A 20,807-nucleotide genomic window follows, 5' to 3' on the forward strand; every position below is an offset into this window, starting at 1 on the left:
TGAGCAGAGCGCGCCGCCAGCACTCACTTCAGCGTGCCACATTCCGCCACGGCGAGATAATCGGTATACAGCTGCGGCGAACCGGAAAAGGACGCCAGCTGCTTCCACTCTTCATACATCTGTTTGGTATCCCGGTGCGCGCGCGCAAAGTCAGCCGCGCTGGCGGTGGCGATATCAGGCTGCGGATAAAACACATTCAGCGCCGCTTCACTCTCAATCTCCATCATCACCACATAGCCGTCCAGCCGGTTGCCGCTGTGACCTTTCAGCAGATGAAACTTCCAGCCGGGATAATCAACGATACGCGCGGCATTCTGCGCGATGAATTGCTCAAATTCCTGCGGCTGCACGCCCGGTCGCAGCGCCAGATAGTGGGTACCGAGAATGCGCGCGGTGCCGCTGCGGGCATCAAATCGCGGGCCACCCGGCAGCGTACTGTGAGGATTCTCTGCCAGCAGATCGAAATGGGTGAAAATTGTCGGGCGCCGCGCGAAGGTCGCCAGCTGGCGCCACTCGCTGAGCAGCACGTCCGCGTCGGGATGCAGGTGCCAGAAGTGCTCTGCCTCGGCGGTAAGTTCACCGTCATCCTGCATAAAGCGCGCGCGCTGTGCCGCATCTTTCATTTCAAACAGCATCAGGTATTGATCGACGCGCTCGCCGCGCAGACCGCGAAACAGCGTCCAGCGCCAGCCGGGATAGCAGGGCAGATGCACGCCTTTTTCGCGCACGAAGGTTTCAAACTGTTCTGCGGTGACGCCCGCTTCGGTGTCGATGGCGATATAAAAAAAGCTATAAACAGACTGGGACATAACAGGCTCCAGGCACGCCGTCGCGTGCCGTTGAGAGGTAAGGGCGGTTTAGTCGAACTGGGTGTTGATGATGGCTTCTACCAGCACGCGGCCGGCGGGGGTGAGCGTGACATAGCGGCCATCGCTGTGCACTAACTCGCGCTGCTGCAACTCACGCAGCGCACGGGCGATGGTCGGCTGGGCGAACAGGCTGACGCCAAACTTCTGCTGAAACAGCACATCGTCGAGAGGAATCAGCGTTGACAGCGCCATCTTGCAGCCGTTGATGGCCTGCTGATCCGGCGACATACCGCGCACCGAGGCGATCGGCAGCTCACCGTTATCCAGTGCGCGCTGATAATCGGCGTAGTCGGTCAGGTTAATCAGCTCCGCGCCGGCACATTTGGAGCTGCCGCCAAGGCCAATCGCCACTTCCGGCGCCTGCTGGTCGAGATCGGTAATGATCGCTTTCCACTTCTCCGGCGGTGCGCTGCGATGGTGGAAATACATGGTGGGATGTTCAAGGTAATCGCCATCCAGCCACTGTTCGGCCAGCGCGCGCATCTGATACTGCTGACCCAGACTGGGCATCGCCGCATTCTTACGCTGCCAGGCATTTTCTCCCTCCGCCGACACGCCGGTGCGGCTCTCGGCGAACGGCTTCATGTGCAGCTTGGTGAACACCAGATGCGACAGGTCAAGCGCGCGCGCCTGCTGCAGATCGTCACGCACGTCGTCCACCGTTTGTCCCAGCAGGCCATACATCAGGTCGACGCTGACCAGGGCGAAGCCCAGCTCGCGCGCATCACGAATCACCTTGTAGCAGGCATCCGCGCTGTGCAGGCGACCACAGCCTTTGATCAGGCGATCTGAGAATGACTGCGCGCCAAACGACAGTTTGCTGAAGCCCAGTTCGCGCAGCTGCGCGAGGAATTCGCGCGTCAGCGTGCCGGGCTCGCCTTCGAAGCGCAGCGTGGCCTCGCGGAAGTTGAAATGGTTGCGGTAAAAATCCATTAAGCGCCGCAGCTCATCCGGTGGCAGCAGCGAGGGCGTGCCGCCGAACAGGTTGAACTCACCCACCGGCACTTCACCCAGTGCCGGCAGCTGCGCCAGCCACAGTTTCGCCTCCTGAATGTTGCGATCGACGATATCGCGGAACAGCGCAGGCGCGCGCGGCGACTGCGGATTTACAATCACCGTAGGAAACTGGCAGAAATGGCACTTGTAGCGGCAGGTAGGGATATACGCCCACAGATGAATTTGCGGCGCATGGCTCAGGCTGTGCTGCATGGCGCGGAAAAAATTCGGCAGCGGGAAATCGTCAATATCACCGGGAAATACATGGCAACCAAAAGGATCATGCACCACGTATTCCAGCAAATCGGCGTTTTCCGGCCGGCTGAGCACCTCGCATATGGCCGGGCGAGGATAGTGACGATCGATATCCTGCAGGGATTGCAGCCAGGCAGCACGCATCAGAACACCCCGCCGTTTGCAAAGTAGTTATGCGCCTCACCGGATTCGCGATCTTCGCAGTAATACCAGACAAAGCGGGCGAAATCATTTTCCGTCACCCGGGCAAAGCAGGCCGGCAGCGGCGGTGGCTCGCCAATCTCTGCGCCGACGGCACGACGCAGCGCGGCAAACAGCTCATGGCGGAATTCAAAATAGAGGCGAAACGCCGGGGTTTTGTAGCTGTGAATCGGCAGGAAATCGGTCACGCTCATCTCCAGCATCATGCTGTGAATGCGGGCGAACAGGCGTTCAGCCACCTCTGGCGTGAAGAAATCAATCACCGCGGCATCGTCGCGCAGCAGCGACGGATTCAGCAACACCGGCAGCACCAGATTTTTTGGCTCGTAATCTTTAATCGAGTAGTGCCACGCCTGCTGCGCCTGCTCTGCGCTGACATCGGTGAACGGCGTCAGTGCGGTGAGCGTGGGTCGCACATCTTTCATGATGATGGTGCCGTTATGGCCGTAGGCCACGCCTTCAATCACTTCGTGCAGCAGGTTATCCACCCGGCGGCTGTTGATCTGCACGCGGGAATTGGGCGCATACACCGGTTTGCCGCCGGCGGCGATCACCTTGATGCCAAAATCCCAGTCGTCTGACAGATGTTCAACAAACTCACCGTTTTTCAGCTGGTAAAAAATCTCGATGCCGCCCACTTCATCGTACAGCTGCTTTTCGACGCCAAAGCCTTTGCCGTCCGGAAAGCCGCCAAACAGGGAGAAGGAAGCGTGGCGGCAGCGCAGCGTTTTATCAATCTCCGCATACAGCCGCGGGCGCTCGTGGAAATCCGCGGTTTCGTAGTAGTAGTTACAGGTGCCCAGATCGCCGTTTTGCGCAATCATGGTGCCGACCAGTTCGTCGATCCACAGTGCATCAACGGTGCAGTCCGCATCGGCCGAAAGAATGTAGTGCTTGCGCTGAAAGCCGCTGGCCTCGTCGCGCAGACCGGCGCGCTGTGAGGCGAAATCCATGCCTTTTTTCCGCGCCGAAGAGACGCCCTGCACCGTCTCCTGCAGCTGATGAATCGTCAGCTGCGGATGCTGCGCGGCAAAGGCTTCAATCAGCGCGACCGAGTTATCGGTGGAATTATTATCCACCATGATCACTTCCAGATTATCAAAATTAAACAATCCGCCGGGTGAACGCTGCTGCAATATTGATTCCAGCACCGCGTTAATACGTGCTGCCTCGTTATAAACCGGCAGCACGACAGAAATAAAACAACGGTTATCCATAGTCACTCCTTAACTACACATTAAATATCTGCCGGAAGATGTGATCCGACAACAGGGATTTTCCTTTCTGATAATTGCGCGTGGCGATGGCGTCGCGGCGTGCGTCATCCTGTAATAAAGCACTGACGCGCTGAATAAAATCGGCATCCGGCAGGCCATCATGGCTGGCGGAAATCGCCATCAGTTCGCCTTCAAAACCGTACTGGCCATACACCTCGTGATAATATTCATAGCGGGTGGCGATATAACAGCGCTGATGGCTGATCGCCTCGCCAATCGGATTACCGTAGCTGTCGTAATCCCATGCGGTTAAAAACGACACCACATCGCAGGCGTGATAAAGATCCTGAATGGTGGTGGCCTGTGGATTACGCTCCATAAAGTCGTGATTTAACGCGCCAAAAAAGATGACGTAACGCTCCAGCTGGAACCGGCTAATTAATTGCTTTAATGCGTGATAATGCACGCTGTCTTCCAGCGGATCGCCAGCGACCATTAAATAAACGCGCTGTGGCTGATGCTGCGCGATAAGTTCACTGTTCAGCGCATGCAACAGGTGAATATCCCGATCGAGTCGCTTAGCCGGAATAATTCGCGTAGTGCGGGTAATCACCTTGTCCTGCGCCAGCAACCCAAACTGGCGGCGTAAATCTTTGCGCGGATGGCTCGGGTCAAAAGGATAGGTATTACGCATCACCTCAATTTCGACCTGATGTTCGCACCAGGCTGCCAGCTGTGAGGCCAGTGCCTGGTTCAGCGTGACATAGGTGATATGCGGCGAGGGCTGCGGGCGGACCGCATGTGGCCAGGGCGCGCTGCCGTAGCGCGATGAAGTGGATTCGCTGTTCCACATCAGGTCATGGTCGCGCCACAATACAAACCGGCCGAGCTGTTTAGCGGCGCCGTATTGCGCAATCGCCAGATAGAGCGCGCGGGTAAAAATAATATTATCCGGCAGCGTCCCGTTCTCGATGATTAAATAATTAATATCCAGCGCCTGCCATTTTGCGCACAGCGCGCTGGCCACTGCCTGCGCCATTTTCTCCGTCTGCTGCACCAGGATTTTTTCTGCGGCGGCATCCAGCGTCTGGCTATGATTAATCAGTACGTCATGAATATATTGCAGAAAGGCCGGGTTATAACCTTCCACCTGACGAATTTCATCGTGCCGGACTAATGTAAAATGATGCTTCAGCGAATTAATTTCACTTTCGGAATAGGGGCGTCCGAAGTTTCCCTTATCAATTTTTATGTCGTAGCCGATATCAAGAAAGGAAATGATTCCCTGCTCGCGTAAACGAACGGCAATTTTAGTGGCTTCTACCGTAATACCCGATAATGCCACGGCATCAAAAGAGATAAAAAGGGCCTTGCGTTGTAAATCCATTTGGTCACCACGCTCATACCTGAACATTAATAGTGACTGAACGGTAAGTTAAATTATGCGGTCAAACTTTGATCCAATCCACAAAAGTTTACTGTGGCTAATTAATTCACCTTCGTTAATGCATTAATGGATAATAATGCGCTGAGGATGGTGATTTATAATATTCGTCTTTGAGTTTTGTCTTAAAATAATAACTATTACCGGCGTGTTTAGCAGTATATTTTCCTTATTTCGGGCTTAATAGTGCTGGATAGTAATTGCCATCATGCAGTTTAATTTATCTGATCAGATCCAGAATCAGGCGATAACGCGGCGGCTGGAATAGGTGTGGCGGGCGGATGAAGAAAGGGTGCGCATAACCTGCGCACCCGGAGAAGAGCATTAAGCAGAAACCCTGGTTTTACACCCCATCGGTGATCGGTTTTCTGACCAGCAGCAGGTAAGCCAGCGCGCCGACCACCGTGACGCCAGCACATATCATCAGCGCGAGGCTGAACGATTTGGTGGTATCCAGCACCCAGCCGGTAATTACTGGCGCAAAAGAGGCGAAAACAAAGCTGGCAAAGTTCTGGATACTGCCCACTGACGCCGTCATGCGCGCCGTGACGTTAGCGTGGATCAGGCCCCAGCATGAGGTACCGGCAAAATGAATGCAGAACAGCGCCATACCAATCAGCGTCACCGCGCTGGTGGTGTCGGTGGCGCGCGTCACAAAGGTGGTAAAGGCCGCGGAGAGCAGCATGCCGCTGACAATCGACACTTTACGCACTTTCACCGCGTCAAAACCGCGACGCACCAGTGAATCCACCACGTAACCGTTGAGCAGCATGCCCGCCGCGCCGAACAGGAAAGGAATGGCGGCCAGCAGGCCGGTGCTTTTCAGGTCCAGATGATAGGTCGACTGCAGATAGCCCGGCAGCCAGGCGATGTACAGCCACGCGGTATAGTTGATGCCGCTGAAGCCAATCATCATGCCCCACATGGTGCGCTGCTTAAACAGCCCACGCCACTCGGCGAAACTCAGCGGCTCTTTGCGTGATGCCACGCTGCCCGCCTGCAGATAGTGAATCTCTTCGCCGCTCAGTTTGTTGTTATCCCGGTCGCGATAGGTGAGATACCAGCCAATGGCGAGAAACATACCCAGCACGCCGATGGTGACAAACATGCCGCGCCAGCCCATCACCAGCATCATCGCCGCCAGAATCGGCGGTGCCACCGACAGACCAATCATCGACGCCGCGTTAAACATCCCCATCGGCATACCGCGATCTTTGATGTTGAACCAGTCGTTGATTACCTTCACGCCGCACGGGTTCATCGGCGCTTCGCCAATGCCCAGCCCGATGCGCACCAGCACAAACTGCGTGAAGTTATGCACCAGCCCGGCCGCCGCCTGGAACAGTGACCAGAAGAACATGCCGATGGCCAGCATAATGCGCGGACCTTTGCGATCGAGCAGCGCGCCGCACGGCAGCTGGGCTAAACCGTAGGCCAGCGAAAACGCCGACAGCAACACGCCAATCTCGGTGGCCGATAAACCCAGCTCCTCGCGGATGGTCATGTTGGCTACCGACAGCGAGCTGCGGTCAAGGTAGTTGATGATGGCGGCGAACAGCAGCAGCAGCATGGCGGTGATTTGAATCTTACGGATGCGCGGAGAGCGCACCACATCGGCGCGCGCCGGCACATAATCCTGCCCGGCGTGCTCGGGTGCTGGCGCGTTGGTGCCGCCGCGCGTTGATGTATTTTCCATTGCAACCTCCCAGGTTCGGGTACTTATCGTTATCAGTCTTGGGGTTCCTGCGGCAGCGAAACGGGCTGCCCTAAGGGGCTGCCTTCGAGACTAGAAGTAAACCGCGGGAGATGTTGCAAACATGTTTCTGATTCGTGCGGGCGCTTATGCTTTGTGGTTTTTAATCGGTTTTTAATTGTACTGCCGGATAGAGCGGATCATTGAGTGTTTGGCGGTTCTGAGATGCGCATGCAGCGCGCACAGCGCGTCCACATCCTGGCGGCTGATGAGCGCGGTGAGAATCGCCATATGCTCCTCCAGCGCGACGATATTGCGTTGTTTCAGGTCGCTTTCATCCCACTGATAATGCGAGTGAAAAATCACAGAGATAATTTCCAGTGACTGGTTGAAAAAGGGGTTGTTGGCGGCGGAGAGAATCAGCGTATGCATCTCTTTATCCAGCGCGGCAAACTGGCGATAGTTGCTGGCGATGGTGTCGCGCAGCGCGCGATGGCGATCCAGCAGATCGCGCGCCTGCACCCAGCGTTCATCACCGGCGGCGAGGTTAAGAAAGCGGGTCAGCGCGTGCGTTTCCAGCATTTCGCGCAGTTCAAACAGCTTTTCGGCGTACTCCTGATCGAATTTCTTCATCCGCCAGTGGCCACGTTTAACCGGTTCCAGCAGGTTATAGCGCATAAAGCGCAGCAGGAACTCGCGCACCACTACCGGGCTGACCCGCACCTGCTGCGCCAGCTGCAGTTCGGTGAAACTGTCGCCTGGCATCAGCAAACGCTGGTTAATCAGGTTAAAAAACGCCTGCTCAAACTGCACCGCCTGTTGGTCGATCGGTGGGCTGAGTACGCTAAACCCATCCTCCTCGCAGGGATCGCGCACGATCACGTAGGTCTCAGCCACTTTTTCCAGCACGCCGCGCTGATGCAGATGCTGCAGCGTGTGGCGCACCGTGGTGCGGCTGATATTAAACATCTCGGCCAGCGCTGCCTGCGGGGGCAGCGGCGAGCGCACATGGCGGCGGGCAATAGCTTCCAGCATTTGATTGATGACGTTCTGGCGCAGATTCTGGCTTCGGCTCATAAGGCCCTCCGGTTTTTTATGCATTAAAAACCACACAAAGCCCAAAAAAATCGCGCTGACTCACACTTCGTACAGCGCAACCTCCCGCCGCGGTCGATTTTCGCCATAACTGCGTGAACAGCCCAGGAGGAAACGATGACGAACATGAAAACGCTGGTGGTCGCCGAACCGCGCAGCATGGTGTGGCAGCAGCGCAGCGTACCGACGCCAGCGGCACACGAAGTCCTGATCAAACCGATTGCCGCCGGCATTTGCGGCACCGATATTCACGCCTGGGCCGGCAATCAGCCGTTTTTCTCCTATCCGCGCGTGCTCGGTCATGAGCTGTGCGGTGAAGTGGTGGCGCTGGGCGCGGCGGCGCAGGGATTTCAGCCAGGGCAGCGCGTGGCGCTGATTCCTTACGTGGCCTGTCAGCGTTGCGACGCCTGCTTAAGCGGCAAAACCAACTGCTGTGAACAGATTTCAGTGATTGGCGTGCATCAGGACGGGGGTTTTTGCGAGTTTCTCAGCGTGCCGGACACTAATTTGCTGGCGGTTGACGATGTGGCGCCCGAAGCAGCGGCGCTGATTGAGCCCTTTGCCATCAGCGCCCATGCGGTGCGACGCGCGGCGCTGGTCGCCGATGAGCAGGTGCTGGTGGTCGGGGCCGGACCGATTGGCCTGGGCGTCGCGGCGATTGCCGTCGCAGCCGGTGCACAGGTGGTGGTGGCCGATACCAGCGCTCAGCGGCGCGCGCACGTTGCGCTGCAGCTGCAGCTGGCGACGATCGATCCGCTGGCCGATGATTTTATCGCCGCGCTGCGCGCAGAGTTTGGCGGGCGGCTGGCCGCTAAAGTGATTGACGCCACCGGCAGTCCGGCGGCGATGAACAGCGCCGTGCAGCTGATTCGTCACGGCGGCACCATCGTGTTTGTTGGCCTGCACAAAGGCGATCTGGTGATCCCCGACACCGAGTTTCACAAAAAGGAGACCACGCTGCTGGGCAGCCGCAACGCCACGCGAGAAGACTTCGACAAGGTGCGCGCCCTGATGGCCAGCGGTCAGCTGCGGGCCGATATGATGCTCAACCGCCATTACGACTTCTCGACGCTGGCCGAGACTTTTGAGCCCGGGGTAATCAACAACCCTGAGCTGATCAAAGGCGTCATCCATTTCGCCCGCTAGAGAGAGTGTCAGGCGCGCAGCGTGGCAAAAAAATGTTGCCGTACCGCCTCGGCGTCGACGCCCAGACACAGCCGCTGGGCGCGCAGGCCGGCGAATGGATCGTCGCGCGAGGCGAGGGTGCTCACGCGCTGCAGCGTCTGGCCGCGGCTGATGCCTTCGGTCACCACGCGCACCGGCGCTGTCGTCACGCTGAACGCCTGCGGCAGCGCCAGCCATGACAGCGTCAGGGTATCGTGCAGCGCCATGCCATCAAATCCTTCTTTTTGCAGGCTGTAAGCCAGATAAGGCCGGCAGATGGCACTCAACACCGGCTGATTCAGCTGGCGCACTTCCTCTCCGCTGATCAGCACCTTGTGCGTCACATCCAGCGGCAGCATCACCACCGGCAGCGACGAGGCCAGCACCTGATCGGCGGCATGCGGATCTTTCCAGATATTGAACTCGGCGAACGGCGTCACGTTACCGGCGTGGCCGTCGGTGCCAAACGCACCGCCCATGATCACCAGCTCTTTCACCAGCGGAATGATGTCTGGCGCCTGGTTGATGGCGCAGGCGATGTTGGTCAGCGGCCCGATTGCCACCAGGGTAATCGCATGCGGCTGCGCGCGTACGCTGTCGATGATGAACTGCACCGCGCTTTCGGCGACATCGCTATACGGGTTATCGAAGGCATCGCCGAGACCGTCTGCGCCGTGCAGGGTAGCCGGTGCGGAAGGGGCCAGCGCCAGCGGACGCGAACAGCCGCGATACACCGGCGCGCTGATGTTCATCTTTGCACAGAACAGCCGGGCGTTTTTTACCGCCTGGCCAACCGCGACATTACCAAACACCGTGGTGATGCCCAGTAGCCGCTGCGTGCGCGCCGCATACGCCAGCGCAAAGGCGTCATCCACGCCGATATCAGTATCAAAAATCAGGGTACGCATCGGAATCTCCTCGCTGATGATGTCTGCCACGGTAAAACATAATCGTTCCCGACGATACGCTGACGGCAGGTGAATATTGTCACCTCCGGCGCGCCAGCGTATTATCGTGCCTCTGAGGTGATGGCGTGCCACCTTACCCAACCGCCCTCTGGTTACAGACGGCTGATGACGCCTGACAACTTGCTTATCCCTGCGCGGGAGACGGCGGTGTGTCAGGTGTAGTTTCTGTCCTGCCGCGGCCCTGCGCGTATCTCAATTCAGGAGCTCCAGACTATGCTGAAGTCGCTGTTCGCGGTCATGATCGGTGGTGCCATCGGTTGCACGCTGCGCTGGCTTATCTCTTTGCGTTTCAATACGTTATTCCCCAACCTGCCGCCAGGTACGCTGATCGTTAATCTGGTCGGTGGCTTTATTATTGGCGCGGCGATGGCGTGGTTTGTGCGCAATCCGCACATCGATCCCGTATGGAAGCTGCTGATCGTCACCGGCCTGTGCGGCGGGCTGACGACGTTTTCGACCTTCTCGGCCGAGATCGTGGTGTTGCTACAATCAGGAAAGTACCTGTGGGCAATGTCGAGCGTGATGGTGCATGTCATCGGTTCATTGCTGATGACCTTTGCCGGTTTCGCCGTGGTGAACCTGCTGGGCTAAACGACACGCTTGAAATCACCCTTAAGAGGGGGATACTGATCAGGATGCTGTGCGGGTGGCGCACAGCCTCTGTCACCGCTTTATCCGGACGATTAAGGAGCTGTTGATGTCTGCAAACCCGAAATTCCTTAACCTGGTGCTGTTAAACGGTGAATCGGCGCATAAGCTGCAGGCGGCGCGTGCCGCCGGGTTCGATCAGGTTGAAATGTGGCGGGAAGAGGTTACTGAGCATACGGCGGCGCTGGCCGCGCAGCTAAACCTGGGCTTTACCAATCTGCAGGTGCTGCGTGACTTTACCGGCGCGCCGGACAGCGAACGGCTGCAAAAGCGCGCCGAACTGCGTGATTTCATTCGCGTCGCGCAATCGCTGGGCTGCGATACCATTCAGGCGCCGGCAACCACGCGCGAAGACTGCGTTGCGGAGCGCATTGATGAAGATCTGCGCTGGCTGGCCTCGGAAGCCGCGCGCTATAACATGCGCATCATGTATGAACCGATGGCGTGGTGCAGCGTCGATAATACGCTGCCGCTGGCGTGGCAGCGTTTGCAGCGGCTGGATCAGCCCAATATCGGGCTGGTGGTCGATCTGTTCCACATCTGCGCACGCGGTGGCGATGCCTCGCAGCTCGACGGCATTCCGGCCGACCGCATTTATGAAGTGCAGCTGTGCGATATGGCGCAGATGCCACCGCAGGAGAAGCAGGCGCTGAGCGACTATGCGCGCCATCAGCGCTTACTGCCCGGCGACGGCATCATTGAAGTGGAACGCTTTGTCGATAAGCTGAAAAGTGCAGGCTATCGCGGTCCGGTGGGCATCGAAGTGTTTAACGATCGCCTCAAAGCACAGCCGCCGGAAGCGGTCGCGCGTCAGGCGTGGCAGGCGCTGCAGCGCTACTGGCCTTAATCCTGCAGGCACTGGGCGATGTAGGCCGCTGCCTGCATCGCGCCGTGGCTGGAAATGGTGTGACCGGTGGTGGGTTCATACTGTGCGGTGACCGCGACGCCCGCGCTCTGCAGGCGCTGCGCGGCGGAGACGGTTTCGCTGAACGGGATGACCTCATCGGCTTTGCCGTGAATCAGCAGCGCGGAGGCATGCGGCGGCGGCGTGAGCGCCTCGTCAAAGGCCAGGCGACCGGAGAAGGCCACCACACCAGCCAGCGGATAGCGTCCGGAGGCCAGCGCATCCAGCGCCATGATCGAGCCCTGCGAGAATCCCACCAGAATCACCTTTTGCCATGCGCCGGCCATCGCGTGCTGCGCCATCAGCTGCTGCAGCGTGGCGTCAAAGGCGTCGCGCGCAGCCCGTACGCGTGCCGGACGGTTTTCCGGCGTGATGCCGGTCAGGCTGAACCACTGATAGCTCATAGCGTGCTCGAAGGGAAAGGGCGCATCGGGCGCGGCAAATGCCACGTCGGGCAGCAGCGCTGACCAGTGTTGCCCCAGCACCGCCAAATCCGCGCCATTACTGCCGACGCCATGTAAAAACACCACTAACGCTTTTGCCATTGCCCTGCTCCTTAAAAACCGTAGTCCGCCAAATCCGGTCCCGCCGGCACGATGCCGTTGGGATTCAGCGCTTTAATCGAATAATAGCCCTGTTTGATGTGATCGATGTTCACCGTTTGCCGCACGCCGGAGACCGCCAGCACACTCTTCAGATAACGATCGAGCAGCGGGTAATCGCGCAGGCGGCGCAGGTTGCATTTGAACAGGCCGTGATAGGCGACGTCAAAGCGTATCAGTGTCACGAACAGGCGGATATCGGCTTCGGTCAGTCGTTCACCCAGCAGAAAAGTGCGGCCATCTTTCAGCCGTTGCTCCAGCTCATCCAGCTGCTCGAATACCTCATTAAACGCCTGCTGATAGCTCACCTGGGTAGTAGCGAAACCGGTGCGATAAACGCCGTTATTAAGTCGCGGATAGATCGTTGCGTTCAGCGCGTCGATCTCCGGGCGCAGATCCTCAGGGTAGAGATCGAGCCGGTTGTCTGCCAGATCGCCAAAGCCGCTGTTGAACATGCGCAGAATATCCGCCGACTCATTGTTAACAATGGTCTGGGTTTTTTTATCCCACAGCACCGGCACGGTGGCGCGCCCGGTAAAGTCGGCGTCGGCGCGGGTATACAGCTGGTGGAGATACTCAGCGTTGTTCAGCGGGTCGCGATCGGCACCGGGATAATCGCCGAAGCGCCAGCCCTGCGCGCCAAGCTGCGGCTCAACCACCGACACGCTGACAATCTGCTCCAGCCCTTTCAGGCTGCGTGCAATGAGCGTGCGCGAGGCCCATGGGCAGATCAGCGCGACATACAGATGATAGCGATCCGGCTCGGCGGCAAATTCGCTGCTGCCATCGGCGCTAATCCAGTGACGAAAGCTGGAAGTCTGGCGTACAAAGCCACCCTGTTTATCGGTGGCCTGAACCGGATGCCACTCTGCGCTCCACTTACCGTTTACCAACATCGCTCTGCTCCTCTGAAGTGATGTCAGCAGCTTACCGTGCTGCCGTTATGCTGATAATCCGGGCAAAACGGCTTTGATTGTTTCCAGAATGGAAGGAATCAGCCGGGCGGATGCAGGCGGAAGTGCTCGGCCAGAAAGTCGATTAGCAGGCGGGTTTTCTGCGCCAGGTGGCGCGCGGGCGGATACAGGGCAAACAGGCCCATGGCTGGCGGCGCAAAGTCCTCCAGCAGCGTGACGATTTCGCCCCGCTGCAGCGCCGGTGCAGCGATAAAACCGGGCAGGCGCGCAATGCCGAGGCCAGCCAGCGCCGCCTGCAGGCAGGCTTCGGTGTTGGAGAAGCACAGGCGGCCGCGAATCGGCATGCTGACGCTGTCGCCGCACGGCGTGACGAACGGCCAGTGCCACGGATCGCGAAAGTTGGTGTCGCTGATGCACTGATGCGTGGCCAGGTCGCGCCAGTGCTGCGGCGTGCCGTGCTGCAGCAGATAGCCGGGCGCGGCGGCGAGGCGAATCGGTACCTCGCCCAGACGGCGCGCAATCAGGCTGCTGTCGTCCAGCTTGCCGATGCGGATCGCCATATCAAAGCCTTCATCGACGATATTCACGGCGCGGTCGGAGAAGTTGACGTCCAGCTCAATCAGCGGATAGTGACGCGCGAACGCCACCAGCACGCTGGCCAGCACCGCGGTGCCGAAGGTGCCGGGGGCGCTGATCTTCAGGCGACCGGTGGGTGAGCGGGCGTTTTCCTGCACCGTGGCATCCAGCGCGTCGAACGCCTCCAGCAGGGTTTTCACCCGCTCGTAATAGGCGCGGCCGATCTCGGTGGGCGACAGCGCCCGTGTGCTGCGCTTGAACAGCTGCACGCCAAGCTGCTGCTCCAGACGCGACACCAGCTTTGACGCCTGGCCGCTGCTGGTGCCGAGCCGGGCGGCGGCACCGGCAAAGCTGCCGACTTCGAGTACGGCGACAAACATGCGATCACAATCAAGACGATCCATGGCATTTCCTGCAAGGGAAAAGGGTGAGTATACACAGGCGAAGTGAAAAATCGTGGCACGGGCCGCGACAGCAATGTGCGCAGCATTGAGCAACGATCCGCTTTACATTCAGTGCGCCGCACCTTTCGCACGGCGGCAAAACCTGCTGAACTAGGCATTCGCCTTAAGCTGGCCGGGAGCCACCAATGCCTTTGCTTCACCTGTCATCGCTGGCGGAGATCACCGCTGCCGAATGGGATGCGCTGTTACCTGACAATCAACCTTTTTTGCGTCACGCCTTCCTGCTCGCGCTGGAAGAGAGTGGCAGCGTGCGCGCGGAAAACGGCTGGCAGCCGGATCATCTGCTGTGGCGCCAAGACGGCAGGCTGCGGGCGGCGCTGCCGGGCTACCGTAAACGCAACTCGTGGGGCGAATATGTGTTCGATCACGCGTGGGCCGATGCCTGCCAGCGTGCCGGCATCGCCTATTACCCCAAATGGCTGGGGGCCATTCCGTTCAGCCCGGTGACCGGTGCGCGGCTGCTGGGCGACGAGACGGCCATCATCGCGATGCTGGAGGCGCTGCCCGATGCGTTGCAGCGGCACGGCTTAAGCGGGGCGCATATCAACTTCACCACGCCGCACGCCAACGCGCTGCTGGCAACCCAGTCGGACTGGCTGGCGCGTCTCGGCGTGCAGTATCACTGGCACAATCGCGGCTACCGCGATTTTCACGACTTTCTCGACACGCTGATGTCGCGCAAACGCAAGCAGCTGCGTAAAGAGCGCGAACAGGTGGCCAGCAGCGGCTTTGCGTTTAACTGGTATCGCGGCGATGAGCTGCGTGAAGATCAGTGGGATTTTGTGTATACCTGCTACGCCAACACCTACGCGGTGCGCGGCCAGCGACCTTATCTGACGCGCTCCTTCTTCAGCCTGCTGGCGGAGCGGATGCCGCAGGCGATTCGCGTGGTGATCGCCACGCTACAGCAGCAGCCCGCCGCCATGGCCTTCTGTCTGGTGGATGACGACACGCTGTATGGCCGCTACTGGGGCTGTCTGGCAGAGTTTGACCGGCTGCACTTCGAGACCTGTTTCTACCAGGGCATGGATTTCGCCATCGCCGAAGGGCTGCAGCGCTTTGATGCCGGTGCGCAGGGCGAGCACAAGCTGGTGCGCGGCTTTGAACCGCAACTCACCCACTCCTGGCACTATCTGTGCCATCCGGGGCTGCGTGACGCGGTCGGGGATTTTCTGCAGCAGGAGCGGGCAGGGGTGCGCGCCTGGGCACAGGAAGCGCGCGACGCCCTGCCTTACCGGCGCGGCGATTAATCGACGCCGACAAATCCGCCGGTCTGATGCTGCCACAGGCGCGCGTACAGCCCGCCGTGCGCCAGCAGTTCGCGATGGTTACCCATCTCAACAATGCCGCCATTTTCCAGCACCACCAGCCGGTCCATTTTCGCGATGGTCGACAGGCGATGGGCGATGGCGATCACCGTTTTGCCCTGCATCAGCGTCTCCAGGCTCTCCTGAATCGCCGCTTCCACTTCCGAGTCGAGCGCCGACGTGGCTTCATCCATGATCAGAACCGGCGCATCTTTCAGCAGCACGCGGGCGATGGCAATACGCTGGCGCTGGCCGCCAGAGAGTTTGACGCCGCGCTCGCCGACGTGCGCATCCAGCCCGGTACGGCCCTGCGGATCGGAGAGCAGCGGGATAAACTCGTCGGCGCGGGCGCGCGCAATCGCCGCCTGCAGTTCGGCTTCGCTGGCATCCGGACGACCGTACAGCAGGTTTTCGCGAATCGAGCGGTGCAGCAGCGACGTATCCTGGGTGATCATGCCAATCTGACTGCGCAGGCTCGCCTGCGTGACCTGCGCGATGTCCTGATCGTCAATCAGGATGCGCCCGCCGTTGATGTCATACAGCCGCAGCAGCAGGTTCACGAGGGTCGATTTACCGGCGCCGGAGGGGCCAATCAGACCGATTTTCTCGCCAGGCTTGATGTTGAGATTCAGGCGATTAATCACCTGGCGGCCGCCGCCATAGTCAAAACGCACATCCTCAAAGCGGATCTGGCCGCGCGTCACCTGCAGCTTTTTCGCCTGCGGCGCATCCTGCACGCTGAGCGGTTGCGCAATGGTATTCAGGCCATCCTGCACCATGCCGATGTTTTCGAAGATGCCGTTCACCACCCACATGATCCAGCCGGACATGTTCACCAGGCGAATCACCAGCCCGGTGGCCAGCGCGATGGCGCCTACGCTGATCAGCGACTGGCTCCACAGCCACAGCGCGAGGCCGGAGGTGCTGACAATCAGCAGGCCATTGAGCGTCGACAGCGTGATATCCATGCTGGTCACCATGCGGCTGGCGTGCTGGGTTTTGTCGGTCTGTTCCTGAATGGCGTCGCGCGCGTAGCGTTTTTCCAAATCGTTATGGGCAAACAGTTTCAGGGTAGCGATGTTGGTGTAACCGTCAACGATAGTGCCCATCAGCTTCGAGCGCGCCTCGGATGACACCACCGAGCGCTGCTTGACGCGCGGCACAAAGAAGCGCAGCGACAGACTGTACGCCACAATCCAGACGATCAGCGGAATCATCAGCCGCCAGTCGGCTTCCGCGAACAGCACCAGTGAGGTCACGGCGTAAATCACCACGTGCCAGATCGCATCCACCAGCTGGACCGCCGAGTCACGCAGCGAGTTACCGGTTTGCATGATGCGCTGAGCAATACGGCCGGCAAAATCATTCTGGAAGAAATTGAGGCTCTGCCGCAGCACATAGTTATGATGCTGCCAGCGGATCATGCTGGTCATGCTGGGGTTAATGCTTTGATGCACCAGCATATCGTGCAGCGCGATCACCACCGGTCGCAGAATCAGCGCCACCGCCGCCATCCACAGCAGAATCGGCCAGTTATCGCTGAACAGCGTAGCGGGCGTGGTGTGATTGACCAGATCGATAATACGGCTGAGATAGCTGAACAGCGCCACTTCGATCAGCGCCTGCGCCAGTCCGACAATCAGCAGCGCGACAAAACTTGGCCACACCTGACGCAGATAATAGAGGTAAAACGGCCACACGCTGGCGGGTGGGGAATCGGTGGGGGCATCCTGAAAAATATTGATAAAACGTTCAAAACGACGATACAACATAAGGCCACTCTTTCCGATCGGTGAGAGTTAACAGCTTAGTGCAACTGAACAGGGATTATCGACATGGATTTGCAGATTCGCGGACGTGAACCGGGCGATGCCGCCGCCTATCAACGTTTATACAGTCATCCCGAGGTTTATCGCTGGACTACGCAGCTGCCGTTTCCCAGCGTCGCCACCTGGCAGAAAAAATTCGAGCGGATGGACAGCGAAGGCTATATCGGCTTTGTGGCGGAAATCGACGGGCAGATGGTGGGCGAACTGACGCTGTTTACCGAACAGCGGCCGCGTACGCGTCACAGCATCAGTTTTGGTATTGGCGTCGATCCGGCGTTTAGCGGTCGTGGCATCGGCGAGCGGCTGATCCGCACCGGTATCGACTATGCCTTTAACTGGCTGGGCGTGATTCGCGTTGAGCTGGAAGTGTTTCACGACAACCAGCGCGCGCTGCGTCTGTATCAGCGCCTGGGCTTTGAGCAGGAAGGCGTGAAGCGCAAAGCCTGCCTGCGCGAGGGCGAGTACCACGACATCATCGTCATGGCGATACTACGCGAGTGATGGTTGCGTCGCTTTGTAACCAGGGCGCCCTGTAACCAGGTCGCCATAAATGGCGCCCCTACAGTGTTCGCAGAATATCTGTAGGGTGCGCATTCATGCGCACCAGGAACCAGGTCGCCATAAATGGCGCCCCTACAGTGCTCACAGAATATCTGCAGGGTGCGCATTCATGCGCACCAGGAACCAGGTCGCCATATATGGCGCCCCTACAGTGCTCACAGAATATCTATAGGGTGCGCATTCATGCGCACCGGGAATAAGGTTGCCATAAATGGCGCCCCTACAGTGCTCACAGAATATCTGTAGGGTGCGCATTCATGCGCACCAGGCAACCCAGCTCGCCATAATCGCGCCCCGGCAGTGTCCGCCTGCTACTGGCTGCGCTCGACGTACTTTTGCATATTCTCTTTGGTCACCAGCTCGAACGGAATCCACACGTGTGAAGCCACTTTCTCGCCTTTAATCAGCTTCTGCGCCACGTCTACCGAGGTTTTGCCCTGACCGATGGCGTCCTGAAACACCGTCACCTGCATCTTGTCCTGCGCCAGAGCCTTCAGGCCGTCCGGCGTGGCGTCGATGCCGCCCACCAGAATCTTTTTATTGCTCTTTGCCAGCGCCATTGCCGCACCAATCGCCATCTCATCGTTATTGGCCGCGACGATATCGATCGCTTCCCCGTTGCCAATCCAGTTGAGCATCAGGTCCATGCCTTCGTTGCGCGCATAATTTGCTGGCTGCTTCTGTACCACTTTCATGCCCGGGTATTTCGCCACCACCTGCTCGACATCTTTGGTGCGCTGCAGCGCGCCGGCATCGGTCAGGTTGCCGATCATGATCGCCACGTTACCTTTATAGTTCGCCAGTTTAGCCAGCGCCTCCATTTGCAGCGTGCCGGATTCGCGTTCGTCCGAACCGACAAACACTACGCCGGGCGGCAGGGTTTTATCGCCCGGCGTGCGGTTGACGTATACCAGCGGAATTTTCGCCTGCTGCGCCAGTCTGGTCAGCTGTGGTGTGCTGGCAGAATCCACCGGATCGACGATGATGGCATCCACGCCGGCGCTGATAAAACTCTGCACCTGGTCGGTCTGGCGGCCGACGTCGCCGCGCGCATCTTCAAACTGGGCATCCAGTCCGCGCGCTTTGGCTTCTTTATCGATGGCATGACGAATAATGGTAAGGAAGTTCTGGTCAAAATAGGCCATCGACACGCCAATCTTCTCCGCCAGCGCGGAGGCTGAACTGGTCAGCAGGCCAAGTAACAGTATCGCCTTGAGGGTTTTCATCGCAGACTCCAGAGTAAGCTGTTTATTAGAATAAATTTTTCATTGGTGTTGAAAATGGCTCAATGAAATCATTTTCAGCCTACGAGCCGGCAGCAGAGCTGGCAATCTGCTGCGTGGTAATTTGCTGTGCAGCGCACAATTTGCCCGACGCGCATGGATGCTTTGCCTGCTCATAGTGATCGCGCAAACTCTTTTCTCAGCGCTGGCGCACATTCCGCGGCGAAAGCCAGCACGGATTAAAGATTTTGTGCGCTACCGCACCCGGCTTTGTGTCAGCGACCAAAACCCGCGCCGTTTCGCCGCGCGGATTCCTTCATTCGCACAATGACCAGAGCAACACTGGCTTCCTATAGTTGCTGAACAGGGAAATCTGCGCGGTATTCCTGACCATCATCGCTTCGGGGCAGGATGCTCCTCCATCAAGGAATTCAGCCTATGTTGCAACGCAAAAACCGCAGCCAGAACAGCCATGTGCGCATCTGGATCCTTTGCCTGATTCTGTTCCTGTCAGTGGTCGCTTATGCCGATCGCTCGATCCTGTCGATCTCCGGCTCGGCGATCAAACAGGAGTTTGGCCTGTCGGCGATCCAGCTCGGCCTGATCCTTTCGGCCTTCAGCTGGGCGTATGTCATCGGCCAGATCCCCGGCGGATTGATTCTCGATCGCTTCGGCACCAAAAAGGTCTACGGCGTGACGCTGGCGCTGTGGTCGGTTTCGACCCTGCTGATGGGATTTGTCGGTGAGTTTTCCAGTGGCATGACCATGGCGCTGACGCTGATGTTTGCGCTGCGCTTCGCGCTGGGCCTGATTGAGGCGCCGAGCTTTCCCGCTAACGCCCGCGCAGTCATCATGTGGTTCCCGGGCGCAGAGCGCGGACGCGCATCGTCGCTGTTTGCCTCGGCACAATACTTTGCCGTGGCGATATTCTCACCGCTCTCCGGCTGGCTGGTGTCGCGTTATGGCTGGGAATGGCCATTCTTTGTGCTCGGCGGCATCGGCGTGCTGGCGGTGTTTGTCTGGGCGGGCTATATGCGCAGCCCGCGTCAGCATCCGCACGTTTCCGCCAGCGAGTTGCATTACATTGAACAGGGCGGCGCGCTGGTGGATATCGACGCCGCGCAAACGCTGCGCGCACGGCCACCGGTCAGCAAAGCGATGTTCAAAACATTGCTCACCAACCGCATGCTGTGGTGCGCCTACCTCGGCCAGTATTGCACCATCGCGCTTAGCTACTTCTTCATTACCTGGTTCCCGATCTATCTGGTGCAGGCGCGCGGCATGAACATTCTGGATGCCGGTTTCGCCACCATTGCACCGGCGCTGTTTGGCTTTCTGGGCGGCATCAGCGGTGGCTACATTTCAGATAAGCTACTGGCGCGCGGCTGGAGCCTGTCGTGGGCGCGCAAAACGCCGTACATCGTTGGCATGCTGATGGCCGCCTCGCTGATTCTGGCGGCGGTGATCCCTTCCAACGCCAGCATTATCGCCATCATGTCGTTTGCCTTCTTCGGCAAAGGCGTGGCGGCGGGCGCGGGCACCTGGACCGTGGTCAGCGATACGGCGCCCAAAGAGGCGGTTGGCCTCGCCGGCGCGATCTTCAACGGCATCGGCAACATGGCGGGCTTTATCACGCCGCTGTTGTTTGGCGTGATCGTTGGCCTGACCGGCAGCTACAGCATTGGCCTGGTGTTCGTCGGTGCGCACTGTGTCGTCGCGGCACTGCTGTTCCTGCTGGTGATGGGCCCGATTGAACGCGTAGGCGATCGGCACAACGCTGCCGTTGCCACAGAAGAGAAAACGGCGCAAAAGGCTGGCATTAAAGTGGCTTAATGCACTGCGCGGTAGCGGCGCAATTTATTGCGCAATGCTTAAAC

At 58.8% G+C, this 20,807-nt stretch carries 18 protein-coding genes and 1 riboswitch; of the genes, 6 read left to right on the top strand and 12 right to left on the bottom strand.

What is annotated here, in order from left to right; translation table 11 throughout:
- Positions 1 to 23 precede the first annotated feature (23 nt).
- From AC6I7J_RS00830 to AC6I7J_RS00855, 6 genes are all read right to left on the bottom strand, one after another.
- On the bottom strand, positions 24 to 809 hold the full coding sequence (locus AC6I7J_RS00830) for a hypothetical protein (RefSeq protein ID WP_498006519.1): 786 nt from the start codon (positions 807 to 809) through the stop codon (positions 24 to 26).
- 48 nt (positions 810 to 857) lie between these two features.
- Positions 858 to 2,264 carry a radical SAM protein gene (locus tag AC6I7J_RS00835; protein ID WP_166711928.1) on the bottom strand — a complete coding sequence of 469 codons (1,407 nt, stop codon included), beginning with the start codon at positions 2,262 to 2,264 and terminating at the stop codon, positions 858 to 860.
- The gene (locus AC6I7J_RS00840) at positions 2,264 to 3,538 is read right to left on the bottom strand and encodes a glycosyltransferase family 2 protein (protein WP_498006522.1); all 1,275 of its coding nucleotides are present in this window, start codon (positions 3,536 to 3,538) and stop codon (positions 2,264 to 2,266) included. Before AC6I7J_RS00840 ends, AC6I7J_RS00835 begins: the two co-directional genes overlap by 1 nt.
- Positions 3,539 to 3,551: 13 nt before the next feature.
- Positions 3,552 to 4,925 carry a glycosyltransferase family protein gene (locus tag AC6I7J_RS00845; RefSeq protein WP_498006524.1) on the bottom strand — a complete coding sequence of 458 codons (1,374 nt, stop codon included), beginning with the start codon at positions 4,923 to 4,925 and terminating at the stop codon, positions 3,552 to 3,554.
- Positions 4,926 to 5,325: 400 nt separating this feature from the next.
- A complete protein-coding gene (locus AC6I7J_RS00850; RefSeq protein WP_348880210.1) occupies positions 5,326 to 6,678 on the bottom strand; it encodes an MFS transporter in 1,353 nt (450 codons plus the stop codon).
- A 171-nt stretch (positions 6,679 to 6,849) separates the two neighbouring features.
- Positions 6,850 to 7,752 (bottom strand): GntR family transcriptional regulator, encoded by a 903-nt coding sequence (locus AC6I7J_RS00855; protein ID WP_021507893.1) that lies wholly within the window; start codon positions 7,750 to 7,752, stop codon positions 6,850 to 6,852.
- Between the two features lie 135 nt (positions 7,753 to 7,887).
- On the opposite strand from AC6I7J_RS00855, the gene AC6I7J_RS00860 reads away from it, so the two are divergent.
- Positions 7,888 to 8,916 carry a zinc-binding alcohol dehydrogenase family protein gene (locus tag AC6I7J_RS00860; protein WP_498006526.1) on the top strand — a complete coding sequence of 343 codons (1,029 nt, stop codon included), beginning with the start codon at positions 7,888 to 7,890 and terminating at the stop codon, positions 8,914 to 8,916.
- A gap of 8 nt (positions 8,917 to 8,924) precedes the next feature.
- Here the strand turns inward: AC6I7J_RS00860 and AC6I7J_RS00865 are convergent, their stop codons facing one another.
- Positions 8,925 to 9,842, bottom strand: a complete 918-nt coding sequence (locus AC6I7J_RS00865; RefSeq protein WP_021507891.1) for a nucleoside hydrolase — start codon at positions 9,840 to 9,842, stop codon at positions 8,925 to 8,927.
- Positions 9,843 to 9,949: 107 nt separating this feature from the next.
- Positions 9,950 to 10,024, top strand: a riboswitch (Fluoride riboswitch).
- Between the two features lie 91 nt (positions 10,025 to 10,115).
- Between AC6I7J_RS00865 and crcB the strand changes: the two genes are divergently transcribed.
- Both crcB and AC6I7J_RS00875 read left to right on the top strand, forming a co-directional pair.
- Positions 10,116 to 10,493: a fluoride efflux transporter CrcB gene (crcB, locus tag AC6I7J_RS00870; RefSeq protein WP_021507890.1), complete on the top strand. Its 378-nt coding sequence runs from the start codon at positions 10,116 to 10,118 to the stop codon at positions 10,491 to 10,493.
- Between the two features lie 106 nt (positions 10,494 to 10,599).
- The gene (locus tag AC6I7J_RS00875) at positions 10,600 to 11,397 is read left to right on the top strand and encodes a sugar phosphate isomerase/epimerase family protein (protein WP_058759364.1); all 798 of its coding nucleotides are present in this window, start codon (positions 10,600 to 10,602) and stop codon (positions 11,395 to 11,397) included.
- On the opposite strand, the gene AC6I7J_RS00880 is transcribed toward AC6I7J_RS00875, so the two are convergent.
- The 3 genes from AC6I7J_RS00880 to AC6I7J_RS00890 form a co-directional block, all read right to left on the bottom strand.
- The gene (locus AC6I7J_RS00880; protein WP_498006529.1) at positions 11,394 to 11,999 is read right to left on the bottom strand and encodes an alpha/beta hydrolase; all 606 of its coding nucleotides are present in this window, start codon (positions 11,997 to 11,999) and stop codon (positions 11,394 to 11,396) included. The two genes, AC6I7J_RS00875 and AC6I7J_RS00880, sit on opposite strands and share 4 nt — an antisense overlap.
- Before the next feature lie 11 nt (positions 12,000 to 12,010).
- A complete protein-coding gene (locus AC6I7J_RS00885; protein ID WP_058759362.1) occupies positions 12,011 to 12,952 on the bottom strand; it encodes a glutathione S-transferase family protein in 942 nt (313 codons plus the stop codon).
- 98 nt (positions 12,953 to 13,050) lie between these two features.
- On the bottom strand, positions 13,051 to 13,950 hold the full coding sequence (locus AC6I7J_RS00890) for a LysR family transcriptional regulator (RefSeq protein ID WP_058759361.1): 900 nt from the start codon (positions 13,948 to 13,950) through the stop codon (positions 13,051 to 13,053).
- A gap of 185 nt (positions 13,951 to 14,135) precedes the next feature.
- Between AC6I7J_RS00890 and AC6I7J_RS00895 the strand changes: the two genes are divergently transcribed.
- Positions 14,136 to 15,260 carry a GNAT family N-acetyltransferase gene (locus AC6I7J_RS00895; RefSeq protein WP_498006531.1) on the top strand — a complete coding sequence of 375 codons (1,125 nt, stop codon included), beginning with the start codon at positions 14,136 to 14,138 and terminating at the stop codon, positions 15,258 to 15,260.
- On the opposite strand, the gene AC6I7J_RS00900 is transcribed toward AC6I7J_RS00895, so the two are convergent.
- Positions 15,257 to 17,089: an ABC transporter ATP-binding protein gene (locus tag AC6I7J_RS00900; RefSeq protein ID WP_498006533.1), complete on the bottom strand. Its 1,833-nt coding sequence runs from the start codon at positions 17,087 to 17,089 to the stop codon at positions 15,257 to 15,259. The genes AC6I7J_RS00895 and AC6I7J_RS00900 overlap by 4 nt on opposite strands.
- Before the next feature lie 63 nt (positions 17,090 to 17,152).
- Here AC6I7J_RS00900 and AC6I7J_RS00905 point away from each other — a divergent pair, with 63 nt between their 5' ends.
- Positions 17,153 to 17,647, top strand: coding sequence for a GNAT family N-acetyltransferase (locus AC6I7J_RS00905; RefSeq protein WP_021507883.1), 495 nt, complete (start codon positions 17,153 to 17,155; stop codon positions 17,645 to 17,647).
- Positions 17,648 to 18,018: 371 nt separating this feature from the next.
- Here the strand turns inward: AC6I7J_RS00905 and AC6I7J_RS00910 are convergent, their stop codons facing one another.
- Positions 18,019 to 18,933: a sugar ABC transporter substrate-binding protein gene (locus tag AC6I7J_RS00910; protein ID WP_021507882.1), complete on the bottom strand. Its 915-nt coding sequence runs from the start codon at positions 18,931 to 18,933 to the stop codon at positions 18,019 to 18,021.
- Between the two features lie 435 nt (positions 18,934 to 19,368).
- Here AC6I7J_RS00910 and AC6I7J_RS00915 point away from each other — a divergent pair, with 435 nt between their 5' ends.
- Positions 19,369 to 20,763 carry an MFS transporter gene (locus AC6I7J_RS00915; protein ID WP_498006535.1) on the top strand — a complete coding sequence of 465 codons (1,395 nt, stop codon included), beginning with the start codon at positions 19,369 to 19,371 and terminating at the stop codon, positions 20,761 to 20,763.
- Positions 20,764 to 20,807: the final 44 nt, after the last annotated feature.

The sequence above is a fragment of the Type-C symbiont of Plautia stali genome (assembly GCF_059730935.1).

Excerpts from the sequence above, each read along its gene's own strand:
- AC6I7J_RS00865 (WP_021507891.1), bottom strand. The coding sequence starts at position 9,842 with ATGCGTACCCTGATTTTTGATACTGATATCGGCGTGGATGACGCCTTT.
- AC6I7J_RS00890 (WP_058759361.1), bottom strand. The coding sequence starts at position 13,950 with ATGGATCGTCTTGATTGTGATCGCATGTTTGTCGCCGTACTCGAAGTC.
- AC6I7J_RS00915 (WP_498006535.1), top strand. The coding sequence starts at position 19,369 with ATGTTGCAACGCAAAAACCGCAGCCAGAACAGCCATGTGCGCATCTGG.
- AC6I7J_RS00835 (WP_166711928.1), bottom strand. The coding sequence starts at position 2,264 with ATGCGTGCTGCCTGGCTGCAATCCCTGCAGGATATCGATCGTCACTAT.
- AC6I7J_RS00845 (WP_498006524.1), bottom strand. The coding sequence starts at position 4,925 with ATGGATTTACAACGCAAGGCCCTTTTTATCTCTTTTGATGCCGTGGCA.
- AC6I7J_RS00900 (WP_498006533.1), bottom strand. The coding sequence starts at position 17,089 with ATGTTGTATCGTCGTTTTGAACGTTTTATCAATATTTTTCAGGATGCC.
- crcB (WP_021507890.1), top strand. The coding sequence starts at position 10,116 with ATGCTGAAGTCGCTGTTCGCGGTCATGATCGGTGGTGCCATCGGTTGC.
- AC6I7J_RS00850 (WP_348880210.1), bottom strand. The coding sequence starts at position 6,678 with ATGGAAAATACATCAACGCGCGGCGGCACCAACGCGCCAGCACCCGAG.
- AC6I7J_RS00895 (WP_498006531.1), top strand. The coding sequence starts at position 14,136 with ATGCCTTTGCTTCACCTGTCATCGCTGGCGGAGATCACCGCTGCCGAA.
- AC6I7J_RS00880 (WP_498006529.1), bottom strand. The coding sequence starts at position 11,999 with ATGGCAAAAGCGTTAGTGGTGTTTTTACATGGCGTCGGCAGTAATGGC.
- AC6I7J_RS00875 (WP_058759364.1), top strand. The coding sequence starts at position 10,600 with ATGTCTGCAAACCCGAAATTCCTTAACCTGGTGCTGTTAAACGGTGAA.
- AC6I7J_RS00885 (WP_058759362.1), bottom strand. The coding sequence starts at position 12,952 with ATGTTGGTAAACGGTAAGTGGAGCGCAGAGTGGCATCCGGTTCAGGCC.
- AC6I7J_RS00840 (WP_498006522.1), bottom strand. The coding sequence starts at position 3,538 with ATGGATAACCGTTGTTTTATTTCTGTCGTGCTGCCGGTTTATAACGAG.
- AC6I7J_RS00905 (WP_021507883.1), top strand. The coding sequence starts at position 17,153 with ATGGATTTGCAGATTCGCGGACGTGAACCGGGCGATGCCGCCGCCTAT.
- AC6I7J_RS00860 (WP_498006526.1), top strand. The coding sequence starts at position 7,888 with ATGACGAACATGAAAACGCTGGTGGTCGCCGAACCGCGCAGCATGGTG.
- AC6I7J_RS00910 (WP_021507882.1), bottom strand. The coding sequence starts at position 18,933 with ATGAAAACCCTCAAGGCGATACTGTTACTTGGCCTGCTGACCAGTTCA.
- AC6I7J_RS00855 (WP_021507893.1), bottom strand. The coding sequence starts at position 7,752 with ATGAGCCGAAGCCAGAATCTGCGCCAGAACGTCATCAATCAAATGCTG.
- AC6I7J_RS00830 (WP_498006519.1), bottom strand. The coding sequence starts at position 809 with ATGTCCCAGTCTGTTTATAGCTTTTTTTATATCGCCATCGACACCGAA.